Source organism: Mesorhizobium sp. M0615, assembly GCF_040320805.1.
GTDB lineage: Bacteria > Pseudomonadota > Alphaproteobacteria > Rhizobiales > Rhizobiaceae > Mesorhizobium.
The window spans coordinates 65,615-82,868 of record NZ_JAMYQI010000013.1 but is presented as its reverse complement, the minus strand read 5'-3'; the positions used below and the strand labels follow the sequence as shown (position 1 = coordinate 82,868).

Sequence of the window (17,254 nt, the reverse complement as noted above, 5' to 3'; positions counted from 1 at the left end):
TCTCCCTCGTTGCGGGGGAGATGCCCGGCAGGGCAGAGGGGGTGCTGTCCCTCGACCTTGACGGACTATCGACATCCACCAGTCACGGCTATTGATAGGGCTGGGCGAGAGACGAGCGAATGGCCGGCGAGACTGATCTGAAAAAGCTGCTGGCGGCGATGACGCCGGAACTGCTTCCCGGCGTCCATGTCTTCGCCACCCTGGTCCCCGGTGCACCGGTTCCCGAGACGCTCAATCCGGTGATGCTGTTTCGCGAGAAGGAGGGCACGACGCTGATCTTGCCCGAAGACCAGGCCGCCGGGCTGCAGTCCGCCTTCCGCTGCCGCATGATCACCCTGAACGTCCACTCCTCGCTGGAAGCCGTCGGTTTCCTCGCCGCCATCACCGCCCGGCTGGCCGCCGCCGGCATGGGCGTCAATCCGGTCTCTGCTTTCTATCATGACCATCTGTTCGTGCCCGCTGAGCGGGCCGAGGAAGCGATGGAGTTATTGCGCCAACTGGCCAAGGATAACGCCGGCTGAATATCAAGCTCGATGCACGTAGAGAATATCCGGCAGGCCTTCTTCGTTGGTGGTGCCCGCGCCGAACGCCTCGGGGCGAAAGCCATGGCGCTCGTAGAAGCGACGCGCGCCGGTGTTGGCCTGGAAGCAATGCAGTTTAACGATCCGTAGCGCGGCGGTCGCTTGCACCAGCAGCCGGCTGCCGATGCCTTGCCCCATCCAGGCGGGGTCGAGATAGAGCTGTTCCACCCAATCGCCGCTCAGGGCAATGAAGCCGACAATGCCGTGCCGGCCTCGGCGACCGTCACCTGCTGCCGGGACAGCACGATCTCGCGGATGAAGGCAAGATCCTCATCCGGCGTGTGGATGACCGGCATCCAGGAGAACGAGCCAAGTGCGGCCCGCATGACAATGGCGATGGTCGCGGCATCCAAAGCCGTGGCGGGGCGCAGCACGATTTTGGTGGGATCGTTCAAAGGCGTTTCTCAACAGAGGTCAGCGCTGCCCTCATCCCCCTGCCGGGACCTTCTCCCCGTGAACGGGGAGAAGGAAGGCTTCGGCCGAAGGCCGAGCCCGCGACTGCGGGCCGCCGGCTTTCCGGCGCCCCCGCGGAGGGCCCGCCGCGGCAGCGGCGATACGGCCCGTGAGCGAATAAACTATGCCGCCTTCTTCTTCGGCTGGATCAGGCCGCGCTCGACCAGCAGCTCGGCGATCTGCACCGCGTTCAGCGCCGCGCCCTTGCGCAGATTGTCGGAGACAATCCACATCGACAGGCCGTTGTCGATGGTCGAATCCTCGCGGATGCGCGAGATGAAGGTGGCGTCCTCGCCGGCCGATTCCAGCGGCGTGATGTAGCCGCCATCCTCGCGCTTGTCCAAGACCTGGCAGCCCGGCGCTTCGCGCAGGATGTCGCGCGCCTCGTCGGCGGTGATCGGCTTTTCGAACTCGATGTTGACGGCTTCGGAATGGCCGATGAACACCGGCACGCGCACACAGGTCGCCGTCAGCTTGATCTTGGGGTCGAGCATCTTCTTGGTCTCGGCGACCATCTTCCACTCTTCCTTGGTCGAGCCGTCGTCGAGGAAGACGTCGATATGCGGAATGACGTTGAAGGCGATGCGCTTGGTGAACTTCTTGACCTCGACGCCATCGGCGACGAACACCGCGCGGGTCTGTGTAAAGAGTTCGTCCATGCCTTCCTTGCCGGCGCCGGATACCGATTGATAGGTGGCGACGACGACGCGCTTGATGGTGGCGACATCGTGCAGCGGCTTCAGCGCCACGACCAGCTGCGCCGTCGAGCAGTTCGGATTGGCGATGATGTTCTTGCGGGTGAACAGCGAGATCGCATCCGGGTTCACTTCCGGCACGATCAGCGGCACGTCCTGGTCGTAGCGGAAGGCCGAGGAGTTGTCGATGACGACGCAGCCCTGCTTGCCGATCTTCGGCGACCACTCCTTCGAGACGTTGCCCCCGGCCGACATGATGCAGATGTCGGTGTCGGAAAAATCATACTGGTCGAGCGTCTTGACCTTCAGCGAACGGTCGCCGAACGACACTTCGGTGCCCTGGCTTCGCCGCGAGGCCAGCGCCACGACTTCGCTTACCGGAAAGCCGCGCTCTTCCAGTATGTTGAGCATTTCGCGACCCACATTGCCCGTGGCGCCGACTACCGCAACCTTGAAACTCATCAGAAATCTCCTGTCCCTCTCCGCTTGGTTTTTGGAGAAAACCCGCCGGCCAATGCGGGTTCCGTCCCCCGGGCCGGACCCGGGAGAGGGTGGTTAGGCCAAGGGAATCACACCGTGGTGGTGGTTTTTTTGGCCATGGTTTTGCTGGAGCGGTAAGACGCGCCGACGCGCCCGGCCCCATGATTGTGGCCGGGGAAGTCGAAGGCAAGAAGAGCCATCAGAAGGCCGCGCATCGAAAATGATCCCGTTCGATGCCGGCTTTTACGCGGTTTGCGTCAGGAGTCAATTGCGGCCAGGCACACGCCTGCCCTGTACAATAGCGGCCGCAAGAAGTACGAACGCCCAAATAGTGTTTGGCTGGCGTGCGTCAGCCCCGGCATGTGCTCCATGATGAGCCCAGACCCTGAATTCCGAAAGAGTGAGATGTCCAATTTCGAAGCTATTGTTCCTGCGCTGGCAGAAGCGCTGGAAAAACGCGGCTATACCGAGCTGACGCCAGTGCAGAAGGCCGTGCTGGAGCTCGGCGAGTCCGACGCTCTGGTGTCGGCGCAGACCGGCTCAGGCAAGACCGTCGCCTTCGGCCTCGCTTTGGCGCCGACCCTTCTGGGCAGCGCCGAACGTTTTGACCAGGCTGGCGCACCGCTGGCGCTGGCCGTGGCGCCGACGCGCGAGCTCGCTCTGCAGGTGATGCGCGAACTGCAATGGCTCTACGCGCCGACCGGCGCCACCGTCGCGTCCTGTGTCGGCGGCATGGACATGCGTTCCGAACGGCGCGTGCTGGAGCGCGGCGCCCACATCGTCGTCGGCACGCCCGGCCGCCTGCGCGACCACATCACCCGCAACTCTCTCGACATGTCGGCGCTGAAAGCCGTGGTGCTGGACGAGGCCGACGAGATGCTCGACCTCGGCTTTCGCGAGGACCTCGAATTCATCCTCGATGCCGCACCGGCTCAGCGCCGCACGCTGATGTTTTCGGCCACCGTGCCGCGCTCGATCGCCACGCTGGCGCAAGGCTATCAGCGCGACGCCGTACGCATCTCGGCCGGCGGCGAGGAAAAGCAGCATCTCGATATCGAGTACCGGGCGCTGAATGTCGCCTATCCCGACCGCGAGAACGCCATCATCAATGTGCTGCGGTTTTACGAAGCGAAGAACGCGCTGGTGTTCTGCAACACCCGCGCCGCCGTCAATCACCTGACGGCGCGCTTCAACAACCGCAATTTTTCCGTCGTCGCACTGTCGGGCGAGCTCAGCCAGAACGAACGCACCCACGCGCTGCAGGCGATGCGGGACGGCCGCGCCAAGGTCTGCATCGCCACGGATGTCGCGGCGCGCGGCATCGACCTGCCCAATCTTGAACTGGTCATCCACGCCGATCTGCCGACCAATCCCGAAACGCTGCTGCATCGCAGCGGCCGCACCGGCCGCGCCGGCCGCAAGGGCGTCAGCGCGCTGATCGTGCCCAACGGCGCCCGCAAGCGCACCGAACGCCTGCTGCAGAATGCCGGCCTCAAGGCGACATGGGCGAGCCCGCCCTCGGCCGACGACGTGATCAAGCGCGACGACGAGCGCATCCTTGCCGATCCAGCCTTCGACGAGCCGGTAGCCGAGGACGAGCGCGGTTTCGTCGACACGCTTCTGGCCAGGCATGGCGCCGAACAGATTGCGGCCGCCTTCGTGCGCCAATGCCGCGCCAGCCGCTCGGCGCCCGAGGAGCTTACGGATGTCGCACCGTTCACGCCTTCGCGTGACAAACCGGCGGGCGAAAAATTCGAGCGCCGCGATGAAGCGCCAAGCCGGCGCGACGACTTCGGCGACAGTGTCTGGTTCTCGCTGTCGATCGGGCGCAAGCAGAATGCCGAGCCGCGCTGGCTGATCCCGATGCTGTGCCGCACCGGCAACATCTCCAAGCGCGAGATCGGCTCCATCAAGATGCAGCAGGATGAGACCTACGTGCAGATCGCGGCCGACTGGGCCGATCGCTTCCTCGCTGCCATCGGCCCCGACAAGAAGCTGCAGGGCAACATCGTGGTGAAGCGGCTGGACGGCACGCCCGACCTGTCGCGCGCCGGCTACCAGGCGCCGAAGCCCGACAAGAAGCCGCATCGCGGCAAGCGCCCGTTCGAGGCGCCGCAAAGCGCACACAAGCCGAAATTCGAGAAGCGGGAACGGCCCGCCGGCGATGCAAAGCCTTGGGCCGGGAAACCGAAATTCGACAAGGCGGGACCGCCGAAGAACAAGAAGCCGAAGAAGCGGCCGGTTTGAGGCTCTTATCGGCCAATTACAAATGCAGGCGCTGCCCCTCATTGCCCTGCCGGGCATTTCTCCCCGTATAGTGACGGGAGAAAGGGCGGACCGCAGCCTTGGCGCTCTTCTTGCAGCGTTGGTGATTGGCGGAATCGTCGATAACAGCGACCCCTCTCCCCGTCACTATACGGGAGAGGATGCCGGCAGGCAGGTGAGGGGCAGCGCCAACGCACCGGAAAATAAAGCAACTCATGCCTGAACCGTTTGCCCTCCATTTCGTCCACCCCCTTGCAGTCCGCCGCAACTTTGAACAGTCTGTGCCTGCACGGGGGCGAGGCTAAATGCGCGGCGAAGTTCTTCACTATGACGAGGCCCAGGGTTTCGGCTTCATCACCGGGGCGGACGGCAACCGCTACACCTTCGCGCGCGAGGATCTGCGCCGTGATACCGTGATCGCGAACGGCGCAGTGGTCGAGTTTCTGCCGGCAAGCGGTCAGGCGCGCGACGTTTTTTCAATCCGCGCCCAGCCCGCCAGTCCCGCCACCGCTGCGCCAGCGGCAAGCGCCGCGCCGCCCAAGGCGGCTGCCGCTTCAGCCGCGCCACAGCATTTCGGCCGCCTGGCGGAAGACGGCGCGGTTCGCGATAGCGGACTGCCGGGTTATTTCTGGCGAGGCGTGACGCGCAACTACATCAACTTCGCCGAACGCGCCCGCCGCAAGGAATTTTGGGGCTACTGCCTGTTCTGGACCGTCAGCTTCATCCTGGTCGGAATTGCCGGCGCCCTCGCCGACCAGGCCGTCGGCAATTTCGATGCCGGCAACTGGCCGATTGTGATGATCGGCGTCTGGGGGCTGTTTTGGCTGGCGACGTTCCTGCCCTGGGTCGGGCTCGTCGTGCGCCGCTTGCACGACATCGGCCTGACCGGCTGGCTGGCAATACCTTACTTCGCAATCACCTTCATGTTCGCTCCGGCTACGCTGATCCTCGCGCTGATACTCGGATTGATCCCGACCCAGGCCCACGAAAACCAGTGGGGGCCGGTGCCTAGAGGAGGCGGAGCCTAGACCCGCACCAAGAAATGAGCAGCCGGCTGTTTGCGGACAGCCGTGCTATAACAATGGCTTAGGTCGCAGCCGGGAAGGCAGCTGCTGTTTTGACCGAACGAACGAAATATTTCTCTTGCCATTTAGTCTGTGCACAGATAATCTGTGCAATCATCAAATCGACGATCGAAAACGGATGATGGGGCCAAGACAAATGTGGACCAACGAGTACACCGCAATTTCCCCCCTTTCGGCGCAGGCCATCTGGAACGCGCTCAAGGCGCTGCACGAAGGCCGCCTCACCTACGAAGGGTCCGATACCTTCGTGCTGCACGGCCCGTTCGCCAAGGGCACCCGCGTCTCTGTAACGCCCGTCGGGCAGGACACCTTCGAATCGACGATCGTCGACCTCGTCGACGCTGTAACCTATGCCGACGAGACCTCGTTCGGCGACACGAAACTGCTGTTCAGGCATACGCTGACGCCGGTCGAGGGTGGCACTCAAGTGACTCATCGCCTCGAAATTTCCGGCCCATCGGTCGCCGAGGTCGGACCAGAGCTCGGGCCGCAGATCAGCGGCGATTTCGACACTTCGATGGCCAAACTGTTCGAGCAGGCAAGGGTGTTGGCGAACGGTGGCTGATCGGGGGGATCTGAACACGCGCTTCAGCGGACCATCCGAGAGCCCCGGCTTGCTGCTCTGGCGAACCACCATGCGCTGGCAGCGCGTCATGACGGCGGCGCTGGCCCCGCTTGACCTTACCCATGTCCAGTTCGTGCTGCTGGCTTCGGCGATGTGGCTCGGCCGCTATGGCGAGCCGCCCAACCAGGTGCAGCTCGCCGCCCAGGCCGGCACCGAGGTGAAGATGACATCGGACGTCGTCGCCCGGCTCGAGGCAAAGGGACTGATTGTGCGGGACACCAACCCGCGGGATTCCCGCGCCAAGGTGATCCGCGTCTCCACGACGGGGACGGCCGCAGTCCAGCGCGCTATCGTCGCCGTCGAAGCCGCCGACGCTGCTTTTTTTTCAACCGTGGACGAGGCGCAACTCGTCGGCCTGCTGAGACGGCTAGCCGGCGAGATCCGCTGAGTTTGGCCGCTAAGCCAGGAATTTGGCGATGATGGCGTCACCCATCTCGACAGTGCCGACTTCGGTCATGCCGTCGGACAAAATATCCTTCGTCCGGAGCCCGTCGTCGAGCACGGCGGCTATGGCGCCTTCGAGCTTGTCGGCCTCATCGACCATCCCGAACGAATATCGCATGCACATGGCAAACGACGCGATCATGGCGATCGGGTTGGCGATGCCCTGTCCCGCAATGTCGGGCGCCGAGCCATGCACCGGCTCGTACAGCGCCTTGCGCTTCTTGGTCTTCACATCGGGCGCGCCGAGCGAGGCCGACGGCAGCATGCCGATCGATCCGGTCAGCATGGCGGCGATGTCGGACAGCATGTCGCCGAACAGATTGTCGGTGACGATGACGTCGAACTGCTTTGGCCAGCGCACCAGCTGCATGCCGCCGGCATCGGCCAGCATGTGGTCGAGCTTGACGTCGGCATAGCGAGTCTTCTGGGTCTGGGTGACAACCTCGTTCCACAGCACCCCGGATTTCATGACGTTGCGCTTTTCCATCGATGTCACGTGGTTCTTGCGCGTGCGCGCCAGCTCGAAGGCGACGCCGGAAATGCGCTCGATCTCGAACGTGTCGTAGACCTGCGTGTCGATGCCGCGCTTCTGGCCGTTGCCGAGATCGATGATCTGCTTCGGCTCGCCGAAATAGACGCCGCCGGTAAGCTCGCGCACGATCAATATGTCGAGGCCCTCGACGACTTCCTGCTTCAGCGAGGACGACGCGGCCAGCGCCGGATAGCAGATGGCGGGCCGGAGATTGGCGAACAGCTCCATATCCTTGCGCAGCCGTAGCAACCCGGCCTCGGGACGCACCTCGTAAGGCACCTTGTCCCATTTCGGCCCGCCGACGGCGCCGAACAGCACGGCGTCCGCAGCCATCGCCTTTGCCATGTCGGCATCCGAAATCGCCGCGCCATGCGCATCGTAGGCGCAGCCGCCGACCAGACCCTCATCGGTGACGAAATCACTGCCGAGCTTGACGTTCATGGCTGCGATCAGCTTCTTCACCTCGGCCATCGCCTCGGGGCCGATGCCGTCGCCGGCGAGCAGGAGAAGATTTTTCGAAGCCATGGAGAACCGTCCCAACACTGTTTGGAGAAACCGCGGCCTTGCTAAACGCCAAGAGCTTGCGGCGCAAGGGGATGAAGAACGCTACGACGGCGCCCGCCTCTCAGAACCTGGGTTCCTCGCCCTCGACAGAGGAGGGGGAGAGGAACAAATCACTTATGCGACAAAATATTCACCAACCGGCCGAACGGATCGCGCAGATGAAACCGCCGTACGCCCCACGGCTCGTCGGCCGGACCGTATTCGACGGCAAAGCCGGCGGCCTTCATGCCTTGCAGCGCCGCATCGACATCGTCGACCTCGATGGAGAGGTCCGGCACCGGCGTGCCGGAGCCGCCCTGGGCCATGAAGCTGATCTGCACCTGCATCCGTTCGTCGGACCCGTAGGTGACGATCCAGCCCTGATCCATCAGCACATCGAGGCCAAGCACGTCCTGATAGAAGCGTTTCGCCGCCGCCGCGTCCTGCGTCCCGATATTGGCTACGATGCGCCGGACCGTCATGGCTTTGGCCTCCTCAAGCCGTGCGCCGCAGCGCCGTGACTTCGATCTCGATCTTCATTTCCGGCTTGTTGAGCTGGCACACGATCATCGTCGCCGCCGGCCTGATCTCGCCGAAAGCCTCGCCGAGGATGGGGAAGACGACGTCCGCGATGGCCTGGTCGGTGATGTAGTAATGCGCCCGCACCACATCGGCCATGTCGAAGCCGCCATCCCTCAGCGCCTCGGCGATGGTCGCCAGGCAATTGCGCGTCTGCGCCTCCACCGTTTCCGGCATGGCCATCGTCGCATAGTCATAGCCGGTAGTTCCCGAGACGAAGCACCAGTCGCCCTGCACCACCGCGCGCGAATAGCCGGCGGTTTTTTCGAAGGGCGAACCGGTGGAGATGAGCGTGCGCATGGAGCCTCGCTGTGGTTTCGGACACTTTGCAGGAAAAGGGCCGGCCGGGCCATGGGCCAAGTCAGGTGCAAATCTTGGTCGTCGGCGGGACAGCACCCCCCTCTGGCCTGCCGGCCATCTCCCCCTCAAGGGGGGAGATTAGCAGTTCGGACGCCTTTCTCGCTTTCCACATTTGCGATTGGCGAAAGCCAGAGTGACGTCTGATCTCCCCCCTTGAGCGGGAGATGCCCGGCAGGGCAGAGGGGGTGTGACGGATCGCGACGGAACAAGCATGAACACCGAGTGTTCGCCGCGCTGCCGCAAACCCTAGTTCCCCGACTCCTGCGCCTTGTCCATTGCTTCCTTCACATCCGCCATTGTTGCCGCGGCGGGCGAAGTAGAGCGTGTGCTTGGCCGGGTCGACCGCCATGAAACCGTCATTGCTGCCGCATGCGTGCGGCACGCAGCCGGTGGCGTAGAAGGCGCCCGACGCCATCTTTTCGGTGCCGCCGCCGACCAGCAGGCTGGTTGCCATGTCGGGCATGGTGTCGCCGAGCAGCGTCTGCGCCGCGTTGTAGACGGCCTCATTGTGGAAGGCGTCGATGATGTTCTGGTATTTGGCCGGATCGACGTCCTTCCAGTCCGTACCCGGCTCCGGCGCGTAGGTCAGGTCGCCCGAGATCGTCAGCCCGTCGCTGGGCGACCATTGCAGCGCTTGCTTCGTATCGCCCGGCAACAGATACGGCACGAAATAGATGGCGTTGTCGGCCACCGCCGCCGGCGGCGCCCCGCATTCGTCCTGTTCGACCTTGAGGCTTTGTATCTCGCCGCCTTCCGGCTTCCAGACGATGACCTTGGCCGGGCCGCACTGGTTGCGCGCCGTCGCCGACATCGACCAGCGCCACGTCGACGCCGCCGACCTTGACTGTTCTGTCGAAGAACACGTCATAATTGCTGGCCAGCTGCTTGCCGTCATAGGCCAGCACCTTCTCGCCATCCTGCTCCGGCTGGGTGATGGTCAGCTGCCCGCCCTCGAACGGGACCGGCCCTGGCTGTCATCGTCCGCCAGGGCCGCATTGTTCGACGCGCCCAGATCGGCGGCGGACGGATCTTCTGCCGGCACGAGGACCGTGTCGGTCTGTGCTTGCGCGCCGGCCACCGGCATCAGCATCCACGCCAGCGCGCAGGCGCCGGCAAGAAGAAAACGTGTCATGACTGTCCCCTCCGTTCAGCCGCCACGAACCCGGCTTTGTGGCGGCCGGGCCATCTCGTACCACTCAGGCCCAAGGACGCTCGGCAGCGTTCTTCTTCTCGAACGAGGCGATGGCGCCGGCCTTCTCCATGGTCAGGCCGATATCGTCGAGACCGTTCAGCAGGCAGTGGCGCTTGAAGTCGTCGAGGTCGAAGGTGACCACGCCGCCGTCGGGGCCGCGGATTTCCTTGGCCTCGAGGTCGACCGACACCGTCGCATTGGAGCCGCGCGAGGCGTCGTCCATCAGCTTCTCCAGGTCTTCGGGGCTGACGGTGATCGGCAGGATTCCGTTCTTGAAGCAGTTGTTGTAGAAAATGTCGGCGAACGACGTCGAGATGACGCAGCGAATGCCGAAATCGAGCAGCGCCCACGGCGCGTGTTCGCGGCTCGAACCGCAGCCGAAATTGTCGCCGGCGACCAGGATCTGCGCCTTGCGGTAGGCTGGCTTGTTGAGCACGAAGTCGGGGTTTTCCGAGCGATCGTCCTTGTAGCGCATTTCGGCGAACAGGCCGCTGCCGAGCCCGGTGCGCTTGATCGTCTTGAGATAATCCTTGGGGATGATCATGTCGGTGTCGACATTGACGATCGGCATCGGTGCGGCGACGCCGGTGAGCTTGGTGAATTTTTCCATGGCTTTTGCCCGTTCTTGATCGAATTCGTTGCGTCAGGGTTTGCTGCGCCCGGTTTACACAAAGCCGCCGGCAAATAAAAGGCAACTGTTGGTGCGCGGCCCGATCGAAAGATCGGCGGCAAACGTCTTTAAAACCGGCCGCCGCTGGTGCACCTTGCGCCCATGACCACACAATCGAATATTATCTATGCCAGTGAGCCTGAGCTCGACGTCGCTGAATTCCGCCGCGTGCTGGTCGAATCCACGCTCGGCGAAACACGCCCCGTCGATGACGACGCCCGGCTGCAAGCGATGCTTTCAGGCGCGAACCTGGTGCTCACGGCGCGGCTCGACATCGAAGGCAGGCCGCTGATCGGCGTTATCAGGGCCATCACCGATTTTTCCTGGGTGTGCTACGTCTCAGAGCTCGCCGTGTCGCAATCGGCGCAAGGCGTCGGCATCGGCAAGGGCCTGATGGACGAGGCCCGCCGGCAGCTTGGGCCTTCGGTCGCCATCAGCCTGATCTCGATGCCCGACGCCGTCGGCTTCTACGAGCGTATCGGCATGAAGCGCATGGCCGACGCGTTCTGGTTCTCCCGCGAGGGCTGACGCCGCATCGGGCGCAATTGCCAACCGGGTTGGGCAGTCAAGGCGGGCAAGGTTATCGGGCAATGCGGAACGGTGTTCAGGACCCTGCTGAGCAACGCCTCCTTGCCGCCCTTGACCCGCGCTTCATCCGGTCCACATCCCCAGCATGGGAAATCGCCGATCTCTCATAGGCACCGCCGGCTGGGGAATTCCGTCTCGATACAAGGCTGAGTTTCCGCAGTCCGGTTCGCATCTCGAACGTTACGGAAAACGCTTTCCGGTCGTCGAGATCGACACCTCGTTCTACAAGCCGCACCGCCGCGAGACCTATGAGCGCTGGGCTCACGCCGTGCCGGAGCACTTCCGCTTCGCGGTCAAGGCACCGAAGAGCATGACCCATGAGCATCGCCTCGCCGATTGCGAGGGGCTGACAGAGGACTTTCTCGGGCAGGTCGAAGGTCTCGGCGAAAAGCTGAGCGTGCTTCTGGTGCAGCTGCCGCCGAGCTTGCCCTTCGAGCCGGAGGTCGCCGGCGGTTTCTTCGACATGTTGGGCAAGCGTATCCGGGCAAGGCTGGCATGCGAGCCGCGCCATCCCACCTGGTTCAGTGCCGAGACGGACGCACTGCTGGCCGGTCACCAGGTCGCCCGGGTCGCCGCCGACCCGGCTTCGGTTCCGGAGGCAGCAGGGCCGGGTGGCTGGCCCGGCCTTGCCTATTTCCGCTGGCACGGCGCGCCGCGCATCTACCATTCGGGTTACGATACCGAAACGCTCGACCGGTTTGCGCGGCAAGTGGAAGCAACGGCCGCTTCCGGTGCCGAGGTCTGGGGGATTTTCGACAACACGGCCGCCGGGCATGCACTGGGGAACGCGATGGCTGTCAGTGCGATGGTTGCTTAGACTCTCGCGGGACAGCACCCCCTCTGGCCTGCCGGCCATCTCCCCCGCAAGGGGGGAGATCAGATGCCGCGACCGCTTTCGCCAATCGCCGACGTTGCAAGAATGGCGCCTTCGCCGAAGCTGCCAATCTCCCCCCTTGCGGGGGAGATGCCCGGCAGGGCAGAGGGGGTGGGCGGGAACTCGACAGAGCGATCCTATTCCGCCCGCCTCAAATCACGTTCAATTCCCGAAACGCCCGCCCTTCGACCACCCGTTCGTACCCAAACGCCGAGCAATCCACCGTCCGATACCCGCCATGCACCAACAGCTCCGCCAGCGCCTTGCCGACGGCCGGCGCCTGCTGCAGCCCATGCCCTGAAAACCCATTCGCGAAGATGAAATTGCCGACCTCTGGATGCGGGCCGACCACGGCGTTCTGGTCGAGCGTGTTGTAGTCGTAATGGCCTGCCCAGGCGCGGGTCGGCTTGATCGCCTCGAAGGCGGGGATGCGGGTTGCCAGCATGGGCCAGATCACCTCTTCGAACAGCGGCCAGTCGACGTCGAAATCCCGGGGGTCGGCGGGGCCATCGCCCTCCTCCGGCTCGGCGCCGCCGGTGAGATAGACCGAGCCTTCAGGCCGGACATAGATGCCGGATGGGTCGACCAGCAGCGGCATGTCGGCGTATTTTTCCCGCGCCTCGAAGACGAAAACGTTGCGCTTGCGCGGCTCGACGGGCAGCACGAGTCCCGCCATGCCGGCCACCCTGCCGGCATTCGGCCCGGCGGCATTGACGACGATGCCGGCTTGCAGTCTTTCGCCATTGTCGAGGTCCACTCCGGTGGCGCGGTTGCCCTGCCTCTCAATGCCGGTGACATCGGCGGCGATGAAATCTATTTGTCTGTCACGCAATGCCTTGCGAAACAGCGTCAACATGGCATGAGCGTCGAACCAGCCCTCGCCGGTACGGCCGAAGGCGCCGGCGCTGATGCCTTCGGTCGACAGCCATGAAAAGCGCTTTGCCAGCTGGTCGGCGTCCTCGAGCAGAATGTCGGCGCCCTCGGCGACCTGCGCCTCGTGGTTGGCTTTCAGGATCGGCAACCCGGCGTCGCCGGCCAGGATGAGATAGCCGCCTTCGCGAAAACCGATATCGGCGTCGGTGCCGAAGGTCTCCTTCAGCCGCCGGAACAGGTTGAGCGTGAACTGCGACAGCCGGATATTTTCCGGAATCGAGAATTGCTGACGGATCGAGGCCATGGACAGCGTCGTTGCGGCATGAGCGAATTGCGGGTCGCGTTCGATCAGCGCGATGGAGCCGGAAAAGCCTTCCTCGCGAAGGTAGTAGGCGACCGAGGAGCCGACGATGGCTCCGCCGATGATGACGATGTCGTAGCGCACTTTGTTCTCCGATCCACCAGCCCTCACGCGGCTGGCAAGGAAATCTCGAAGCGCGTGCCGCGCCCGGAGTCAACCAGCGCGACCGTGCCATCATGCGCTTTCAGGAGGGCCAGCACGATGCCGAGGCCCATGCCGGTGCCGCCGGACTCGCGCCGCGTGGTGAAAAACGGCTCGAAAATGCGCGCCCTGTTGCTCGGCGAAATGCCGGCGCCATCATCGCTGATCGCAATCGTCACTTTGCCGTCGGCGCTGGCAGCCGCCAGCAAAACCTGGGTCGCGCCGTGCCTGGCGGAATTGTCGATCAGGTTGGCAAGCACGATCGCCGCATTCTCGGCCGAGATGCGCAGACCGGTTTCGCCGCCCGTCTCGACGCGAACCGCCAGCCTGCCGTCCACCGGCAGCAATGCCAGCGCCGCATCGAGCGATGTGCTTTCGCCGCTCGGCGCCAGGTTTTCCGCGCGCGCCAGATCGAGCAGGCGCCGTACCAGCAGATTGAGCCTTCCGGCATCGTTGACGATGTTGCCGGAAAACCGCTTGCGCTCTGCCGCGTCCATCGCCTCGCCGGAATCGCGCAAGAGTTCGGCCGCGCCCTGGATCGCCGTCAGCGGCGATTTGAGCTCGTGCGAGACATGGGTGGCAAAGGTCTGGATCGAGTCGGAGCGCGCCTGCAGCTTTTCCGCCATGTCGAGGAAGGCGGCGGACAGCTCGGCCATTTCGCGCGTGCCGTGATGGTCGAGCGGCCGGATCGCGTCGCGGTCGCCGGCGGCGATGCGCCTCGTGCGCTTCATCAGCGCGTAGATCGGCCGGCTCACGGTGCGCAGGAAGACCAGCGCGATCAGCAGCGTGCCGAACAGCATGGCGATGGCCGCCAGCGTCACCTTGCCGCGTTCGCCATAGAGATGCTTGACGATGTTGTTCGGCGTTCGAGACAGATAGATCACGCCGGCGATATGGCCGTCGACCGCGATCGGCATGGCGACAAAGACGCGAACTTTCGTGCCGCGGCTGACCGAATAGAGCGGCGGTGGCGGCTGGTCGGGAATTCGTTGCCTGAGCGCGCTGGCATAGTGGCCGGTAAGGGCGGTGCGCACCTCCTCTACAAGGGCCAGCGACAGGCCGACCTCGTCGCGCCCGGCAATGACGACGCCATGCGGGTCAAGCAGCCGGAAGCCGGCCAGGGTGGTTTTCTGCGTGGTGTCGAGAATGCCCGACAGCCGCGCGCCGATCGCTGCAAAGGCCGGATCGGTGGCGGCAGCGACGCCGGCGGGCCGGGTCGGCAGCAAATAGTCGGAGGCGAGATCGAGGGTAGGCTCGATCGGCTGGTAAGGCGTGTCGTCGCCGCGGCTGGCTTCGCCGCTGTCAGCCTGCATCGGCACCCCAAGCTTCTCCGGGGCAATGGCGGCGTCACTGATATTCTGCGCATAGATGGCGGCGATGACGGCGCCTTGCGCGATCAACTCGCCCTCGGTCTGGCGGATCAGCTGGTTTTCATAAAGCCGGAAGAAGAACAAGCCGACCAGCGGCAGCGCCAGCACCATGATGAGGATGGCGAGGACCACCGTGGCCAGCCTTGGCCGCCATTTGGTGCCGATCCATTTGGCGTCGCTCAGGCGCCGCATCGGCCAAGCCGGAAACCGACGCCATGCACGGTTTCAATGGCGTCGAGACAGCCTGCCGCCGCCAGCTTGGCGCGGATGTTGCGGATGTGGCTATCGACGGTACGGTCGGCGACATGGATGTTGGCGGCATAGGCGCTGGCCACCACCAGATCGCGCCCCAGCACATGCGCCGGCCGCGCCAGAAATCCCCTGAGGATCGAGAATTCGATCGCCGTCAGCGCCAGCGCCTTGCCGTCGAAACTGGCGCCGTGGCTGGCCGGCGCCAGGCTGAGCTTGCCATGCGCGAAGTTCTTGTCGTCGGCGGGGTCGGGCGCCACCGGGCGGGCGCGGCGCAGGATGACGTTGACGCGCGCCACCAGTTCGCGCGGGCTGAACGGTTTCGTCACGTAGTCGTCGCCGCCCATTTCGAGCCCGAGGATGCGGTCGATTTCCTCGTCGCGCGCGGACAGGAACAGAACCGGCACGTCGGAGCGCTGCCTCAGCCGCCGGCAGACTTCCAGCCCGTCCATCTCCGGCATGCCGATGTCGAGCACGACGAGATCGGGCACGCGGCGCTCGATCGCCTGCAGGGCCGCGGCGCCGTCGGACACGGCCTGCGTCTTCATCCCGGCCTTTTCCAGCGCAAAGCAGATGATCTCGCGTATGTGCGGATCGTCGTCGGCGACCAGGATCTGATGCGGCATGGATCTAACGGTCCGGCACTGAAGGTTGCGAGGGCTGGGTAGGTGGAGGAAGCACGAGCGGACCTCTCTTGTCGAGAACCTGCACGAGCCTCCAGCCGCGAAAGCTCCAGGCGCGCCACTGCTTCTGCTCGGCGATAGTGTCGTCGATCATCATTTGGTCGGCCAGATAGGTGGTTTGGTTTCCGAATTGGTGCATGTAGAGGCGGTCCAGCGCCGGCATGGCGGCAGCGCCGAGCGAGCGCAGATATTCGGTATCGATAGGCGTGCCGTCGCCGGTCATTTCAAGGGAATGGTCGATATTGAAATTGGCGATCGTTGCGGCGAAGTTGATGAAGCAGCAGGCATAAAGCGTCGCCGATAGCGTCAGAAGATTGGCGGAGAGCAGCCATTCGTTGGATTTTCCAAGCGCGATGCGGGCAATGATCAGTGCAAGCCCTGACGCCACCAACCCCATCCAGACGAAGGCGGCGATGCGCCAGTAGGTCAGTGCATAGACGCCGATATAGAGATCGAGCCTGAGAATCGACGAGATGACCAGCACGATGTTCTGCGCCACCCAGGCATAGACCAGCCGGCGGATCAGCGGATCGCCTGAGGTTTCGCTGCCCGGCCGCAGCGCCGCCAGCACGAAGCCGGCGGCCAGCAGCGCCGTGGCGATCAGCGGATAGGCGCCGCGATGGGCATAGGCGGCATAGCTCAACCCGTCCGGCAGGGCGACCCCACCCCAGAGATAGGCTGCGTCGAGCCCGGTCTGCAGCGCAAACAAGGCGTTGAAGACGATCAGCGCGCGCAGGATCGCGGCCTTGCCGAAGACGACGGCCTCGATCGTTGTCGCTGGTTTAGTCGCGGCCGGTGCGGCCACGGCTGCAGGCGGCGTCAAAGGTGGAAGGCGGCGCAGGAAACGCGGCAGGCGAGGCCGCAGGAAAGCCCAGACGCCGGCGAGCACGAGCAGCCAGAAGACGATCCGCGCCAGCTGGATGAGATCGAGCAGCTTCATCAGGTCGATCAGCGACAGCCAGTATTCGATAACCGGGTTGGCGGTGCCGAACAAAAGCAGGAACACCGCGCCCAGCGTCACCGGCATCACCCAGACGATGATGGACGCCAGGCGGATGCGGCGGCCGCCAAGCCGGCGCACCGTGCGGCGCCATTGGAAAAAGTCACGGATAAGGCGCAGCGGCGCCGCCAGCAGGAACAGCGCGACCTGGCCGGCAATGCGGGCGATGCCGTGCCGCAGCCGCCCGGACAGGGACAGCGCAAACACCACCAGCGCCACGACAGCTATCGCCACCGACAGCGGGCTGACGTTCTCGGCCAGCGGCAGCAGCGCGACGAACAAAGCGGCCAGCTTGAGCCAGGGTCGGGTGGAATTCAGCGCGGCAGGATGCACAGCGACCACCGCGCCGGCGATCAGGATGGCAAACAGCAGGACAGTGATCCCGGCGGGCTGGCCATAGAAGAAAAAATCCGCCAGGGCGACGAGCAGGACGGCGATGCCGAAGCGGCTGGAAAAGCTTGCAAACGATGTCATGCGCGGATTTTCCTGACGGGCCTGGTCCGCTCGGCCGGTGGGCGGATAAAAGGGAGCAGGCTCGCTTCCAGGTAAGGGCGGGCCTCCGTCCGGGGCGGATCCACCAACCACCAGCTTTCGCTGCGCAGGCGATAGGG

At 64.4% G+C, this 17,254-nt stretch carries 19 protein-coding genes and 1 pseudogene; 7 read left to right on the top strand and 13 right to left on the bottom strand.

From position 1 onward, the window contains the following. The first annotated feature begins 119 nt into the window (after positions 1 to 119). Positions 120 to 521: an ACT domain-containing protein gene (locus tag NKI46_RS23115; protein WP_023694551.1), complete on the top strand. Its 402-nt coding sequence runs from the start codon at positions 120 to 122 to the stop codon at positions 519 to 521. 3 nt (positions 522 to 524) lie between these two features. Here NKI46_RS23115 and NKI46_RS23110 read toward each other — a convergent pair whose 3' ends face one another. From NKI46_RS23110 to NKI46_RS23095, 4 genes are all read right to left on the bottom strand, one after another. Then, entirely contained in the window at positions 525 to 749 is a 225-nt protein-coding gene (locus NKI46_RS23110) for a GNAT family N-acetyltransferase (protein ID WP_352748060.1), read from the bottom strand. Positions 750 to 760: 11 nt separating this feature from the next. After that, a complete protein-coding gene (locus NKI46_RS23105; RefSeq protein ID WP_023706770.1) occupies positions 761 to 976 on the bottom strand; it encodes a GNAT family N-acetyltransferase in 216 nt (71 codons plus the stop codon). Between the two features lie 180 nt (positions 977 to 1,156). After that, the gene (locus tag NKI46_RS23100) at positions 1,157 to 2,191 is read right to left on the bottom strand and encodes an aspartate-semialdehyde dehydrogenase (RefSeq protein ID WP_023671698.1); all 1,035 of its coding nucleotides are present in this window, start codon (positions 2,189 to 2,191) and stop codon (positions 1,157 to 1,159) included. A gap of 107 nt (positions 2,192 to 2,298) precedes the next feature. Next, entirely contained in the window at positions 2,299 to 2,424 is a 126-nt protein-coding gene (locus NKI46_RS23095; protein WP_023671697.1) for a hypothetical protein, read from the bottom strand. A 190-nt stretch (positions 2,425 to 2,614) separates the two neighbouring features. Here NKI46_RS23095 and NKI46_RS23090 point away from each other — a divergent pair, with 190 nt between their 5' ends. The 4 genes from NKI46_RS23090 to NKI46_RS23075 all read left to right on the top strand — a co-directional run bounded on the left by NKI46_RS23090 (position 2,615) and on the right by NKI46_RS23075 (position 6,572). Next, on the top strand, positions 2,615 to 4,456 hold the full coding sequence (locus tag NKI46_RS23090) for a DEAD/DEAH box helicase (protein WP_023826859.1): 1,842 nt from the start codon (positions 2,615 to 2,617) through the stop codon (positions 4,454 to 4,456). 323 nt (positions 4,457 to 4,779) lie between these two features. Next, positions 4,780 to 5,502: a DUF805 domain-containing protein gene (locus NKI46_RS23085; RefSeq protein ID WP_023730273.1), complete on the top strand. Its 723-nt coding sequence runs from the start codon at positions 4,780 to 4,782 to the stop codon at positions 5,500 to 5,502. Between the two features lie 193 nt (positions 5,503 to 5,695). Beyond that, the gene (locus NKI46_RS23080) at positions 5,696 to 6,124 is read left to right on the top strand and encodes an SRPBCC family protein (protein WP_352460989.1); all 429 of its coding nucleotides are present in this window, start codon (positions 5,696 to 5,698) and stop codon (positions 6,122 to 6,124) included. 49 nt (positions 6,125 to 6,173) lie between these two features. Then, a complete protein-coding gene (locus NKI46_RS23075) occupies positions 6,174 to 6,572 on the top strand; it encodes a MarR family winged helix-turn-helix transcriptional regulator (RefSeq protein ID WP_352460988.1) in 399 nt (132 codons plus the stop codon). Between the two features lie 9 nt (positions 6,573 to 6,581). Here NKI46_RS23075 and leuB read toward each other — a convergent pair whose 3' ends face one another. The 5 genes and pseudogenes from leuB to leuD form a co-directional block, all read right to left on the bottom strand. Continuing rightward, positions 6,582 to 7,685 (bottom strand): 3-isopropylmalate dehydrogenase, encoded by a 1,104-nt coding sequence (gene leuB, locus NKI46_RS23070; RefSeq protein WP_352460986.1) that lies wholly within the window; start codon positions 7,683 to 7,685, stop codon positions 6,582 to 6,584. A 149-nt stretch (positions 7,686 to 7,834) separates the two neighbouring features. After that, positions 7,835 to 8,185, bottom strand: a complete 351-nt coding sequence (locus NKI46_RS23065; RefSeq protein WP_352460985.1) for a VOC family protein — start codon at positions 8,183 to 8,185, stop codon at positions 7,835 to 7,837. 13 nt (positions 8,186 to 8,198) lie between these two features. Continuing rightward, a complete protein-coding gene (locus NKI46_RS23060) occupies positions 8,199 to 8,582 on the bottom strand; it encodes a RidA family protein (protein ID WP_023699291.1) in 384 nt (127 codons plus the stop codon). A 306-nt stretch (positions 8,583 to 8,888) separates the two neighbouring features. After that, positions 8,889 to 9,774 (bottom strand): annotated as a pseudogene (locus tag NKI46_RS23055) (Ivy family c-type lysozyme inhibitor). 64 nt (positions 9,775 to 9,838) lie between these two features. Then, positions 9,839 to 10,444, bottom strand: coding sequence for a 3-isopropylmalate dehydratase small subunit (leuD, locus tag NKI46_RS23050; RefSeq protein ID WP_352460673.1), 606 nt, complete (start codon positions 10,442 to 10,444; stop codon positions 9,839 to 9,841). Between the two features lie 162 nt (positions 10,445 to 10,606). Here leuD and NKI46_RS23045 point away from each other — a divergent pair, with 162 nt between their 5' ends. Continuing rightward, positions 10,607 to 11,032 (top strand): GNAT family N-acetyltransferase, encoded by a 426-nt coding sequence (locus NKI46_RS23045; protein WP_023694557.1) that lies wholly within the window; start codon positions 10,607 to 10,609, stop codon positions 11,030 to 11,032. A 145-nt stretch (positions 11,033 to 11,177) separates the two neighbouring features. Then, positions 11,178 to 11,909, top strand: coding sequence for a DUF72 domain-containing protein (locus NKI46_RS23040; RefSeq protein WP_023742083.1), 732 nt, complete (start codon positions 11,178 to 11,180; stop codon positions 11,907 to 11,909). Positions 11,910 to 12,117: 208 nt separating this feature from the next. Here NKI46_RS23040 and NKI46_RS23035 read toward each other — a convergent pair whose 3' ends face one another. Genes NKI46_RS23035 through NKI46_RS23020 form a run of 4 tightly spaced genes read right to left on the bottom strand, consistent with a single transcriptional unit; the run spans position 12,118 to position 17,117 of the window. After that, on the bottom strand, positions 12,118 to 13,284 hold the full coding sequence (locus tag NKI46_RS23035; protein ID WP_352460674.1) for an NAD(P)/FAD-dependent oxidoreductase: 1,167 nt from the start codon (positions 13,282 to 13,284) through the stop codon (positions 12,118 to 12,120). A gap of 23 nt (positions 13,285 to 13,307) precedes the next feature. Next, entirely contained in the window at positions 13,308 to 14,903 is a 1,596-nt protein-coding gene (locus NKI46_RS23030) for a sensor histidine kinase (protein ID WP_023740127.1), read from the bottom strand. After that, positions 14,891 to 15,586 (bottom strand): response regulator transcription factor, encoded by a 696-nt coding sequence (locus NKI46_RS23025; RefSeq protein ID WP_023736741.1) that lies wholly within the window; start codon positions 15,584 to 15,586, stop codon positions 14,891 to 14,893. Before NKI46_RS23025 ends, NKI46_RS23030 begins: the two co-directional genes overlap by 13 nt. Before the next feature lie 4 nt (positions 15,587 to 15,590). Next, positions 15,591 to 17,117 carry a DUF4153 domain-containing protein gene (locus NKI46_RS23020; protein ID WP_023740128.1) on the bottom strand — a complete coding sequence of 509 codons (1,527 nt, stop codon included), beginning with the start codon at positions 17,115 to 17,117 and terminating at the stop codon, positions 15,591 to 15,593. Positions 17,118 to 17,254: the final 137 nt, after the last annotated feature.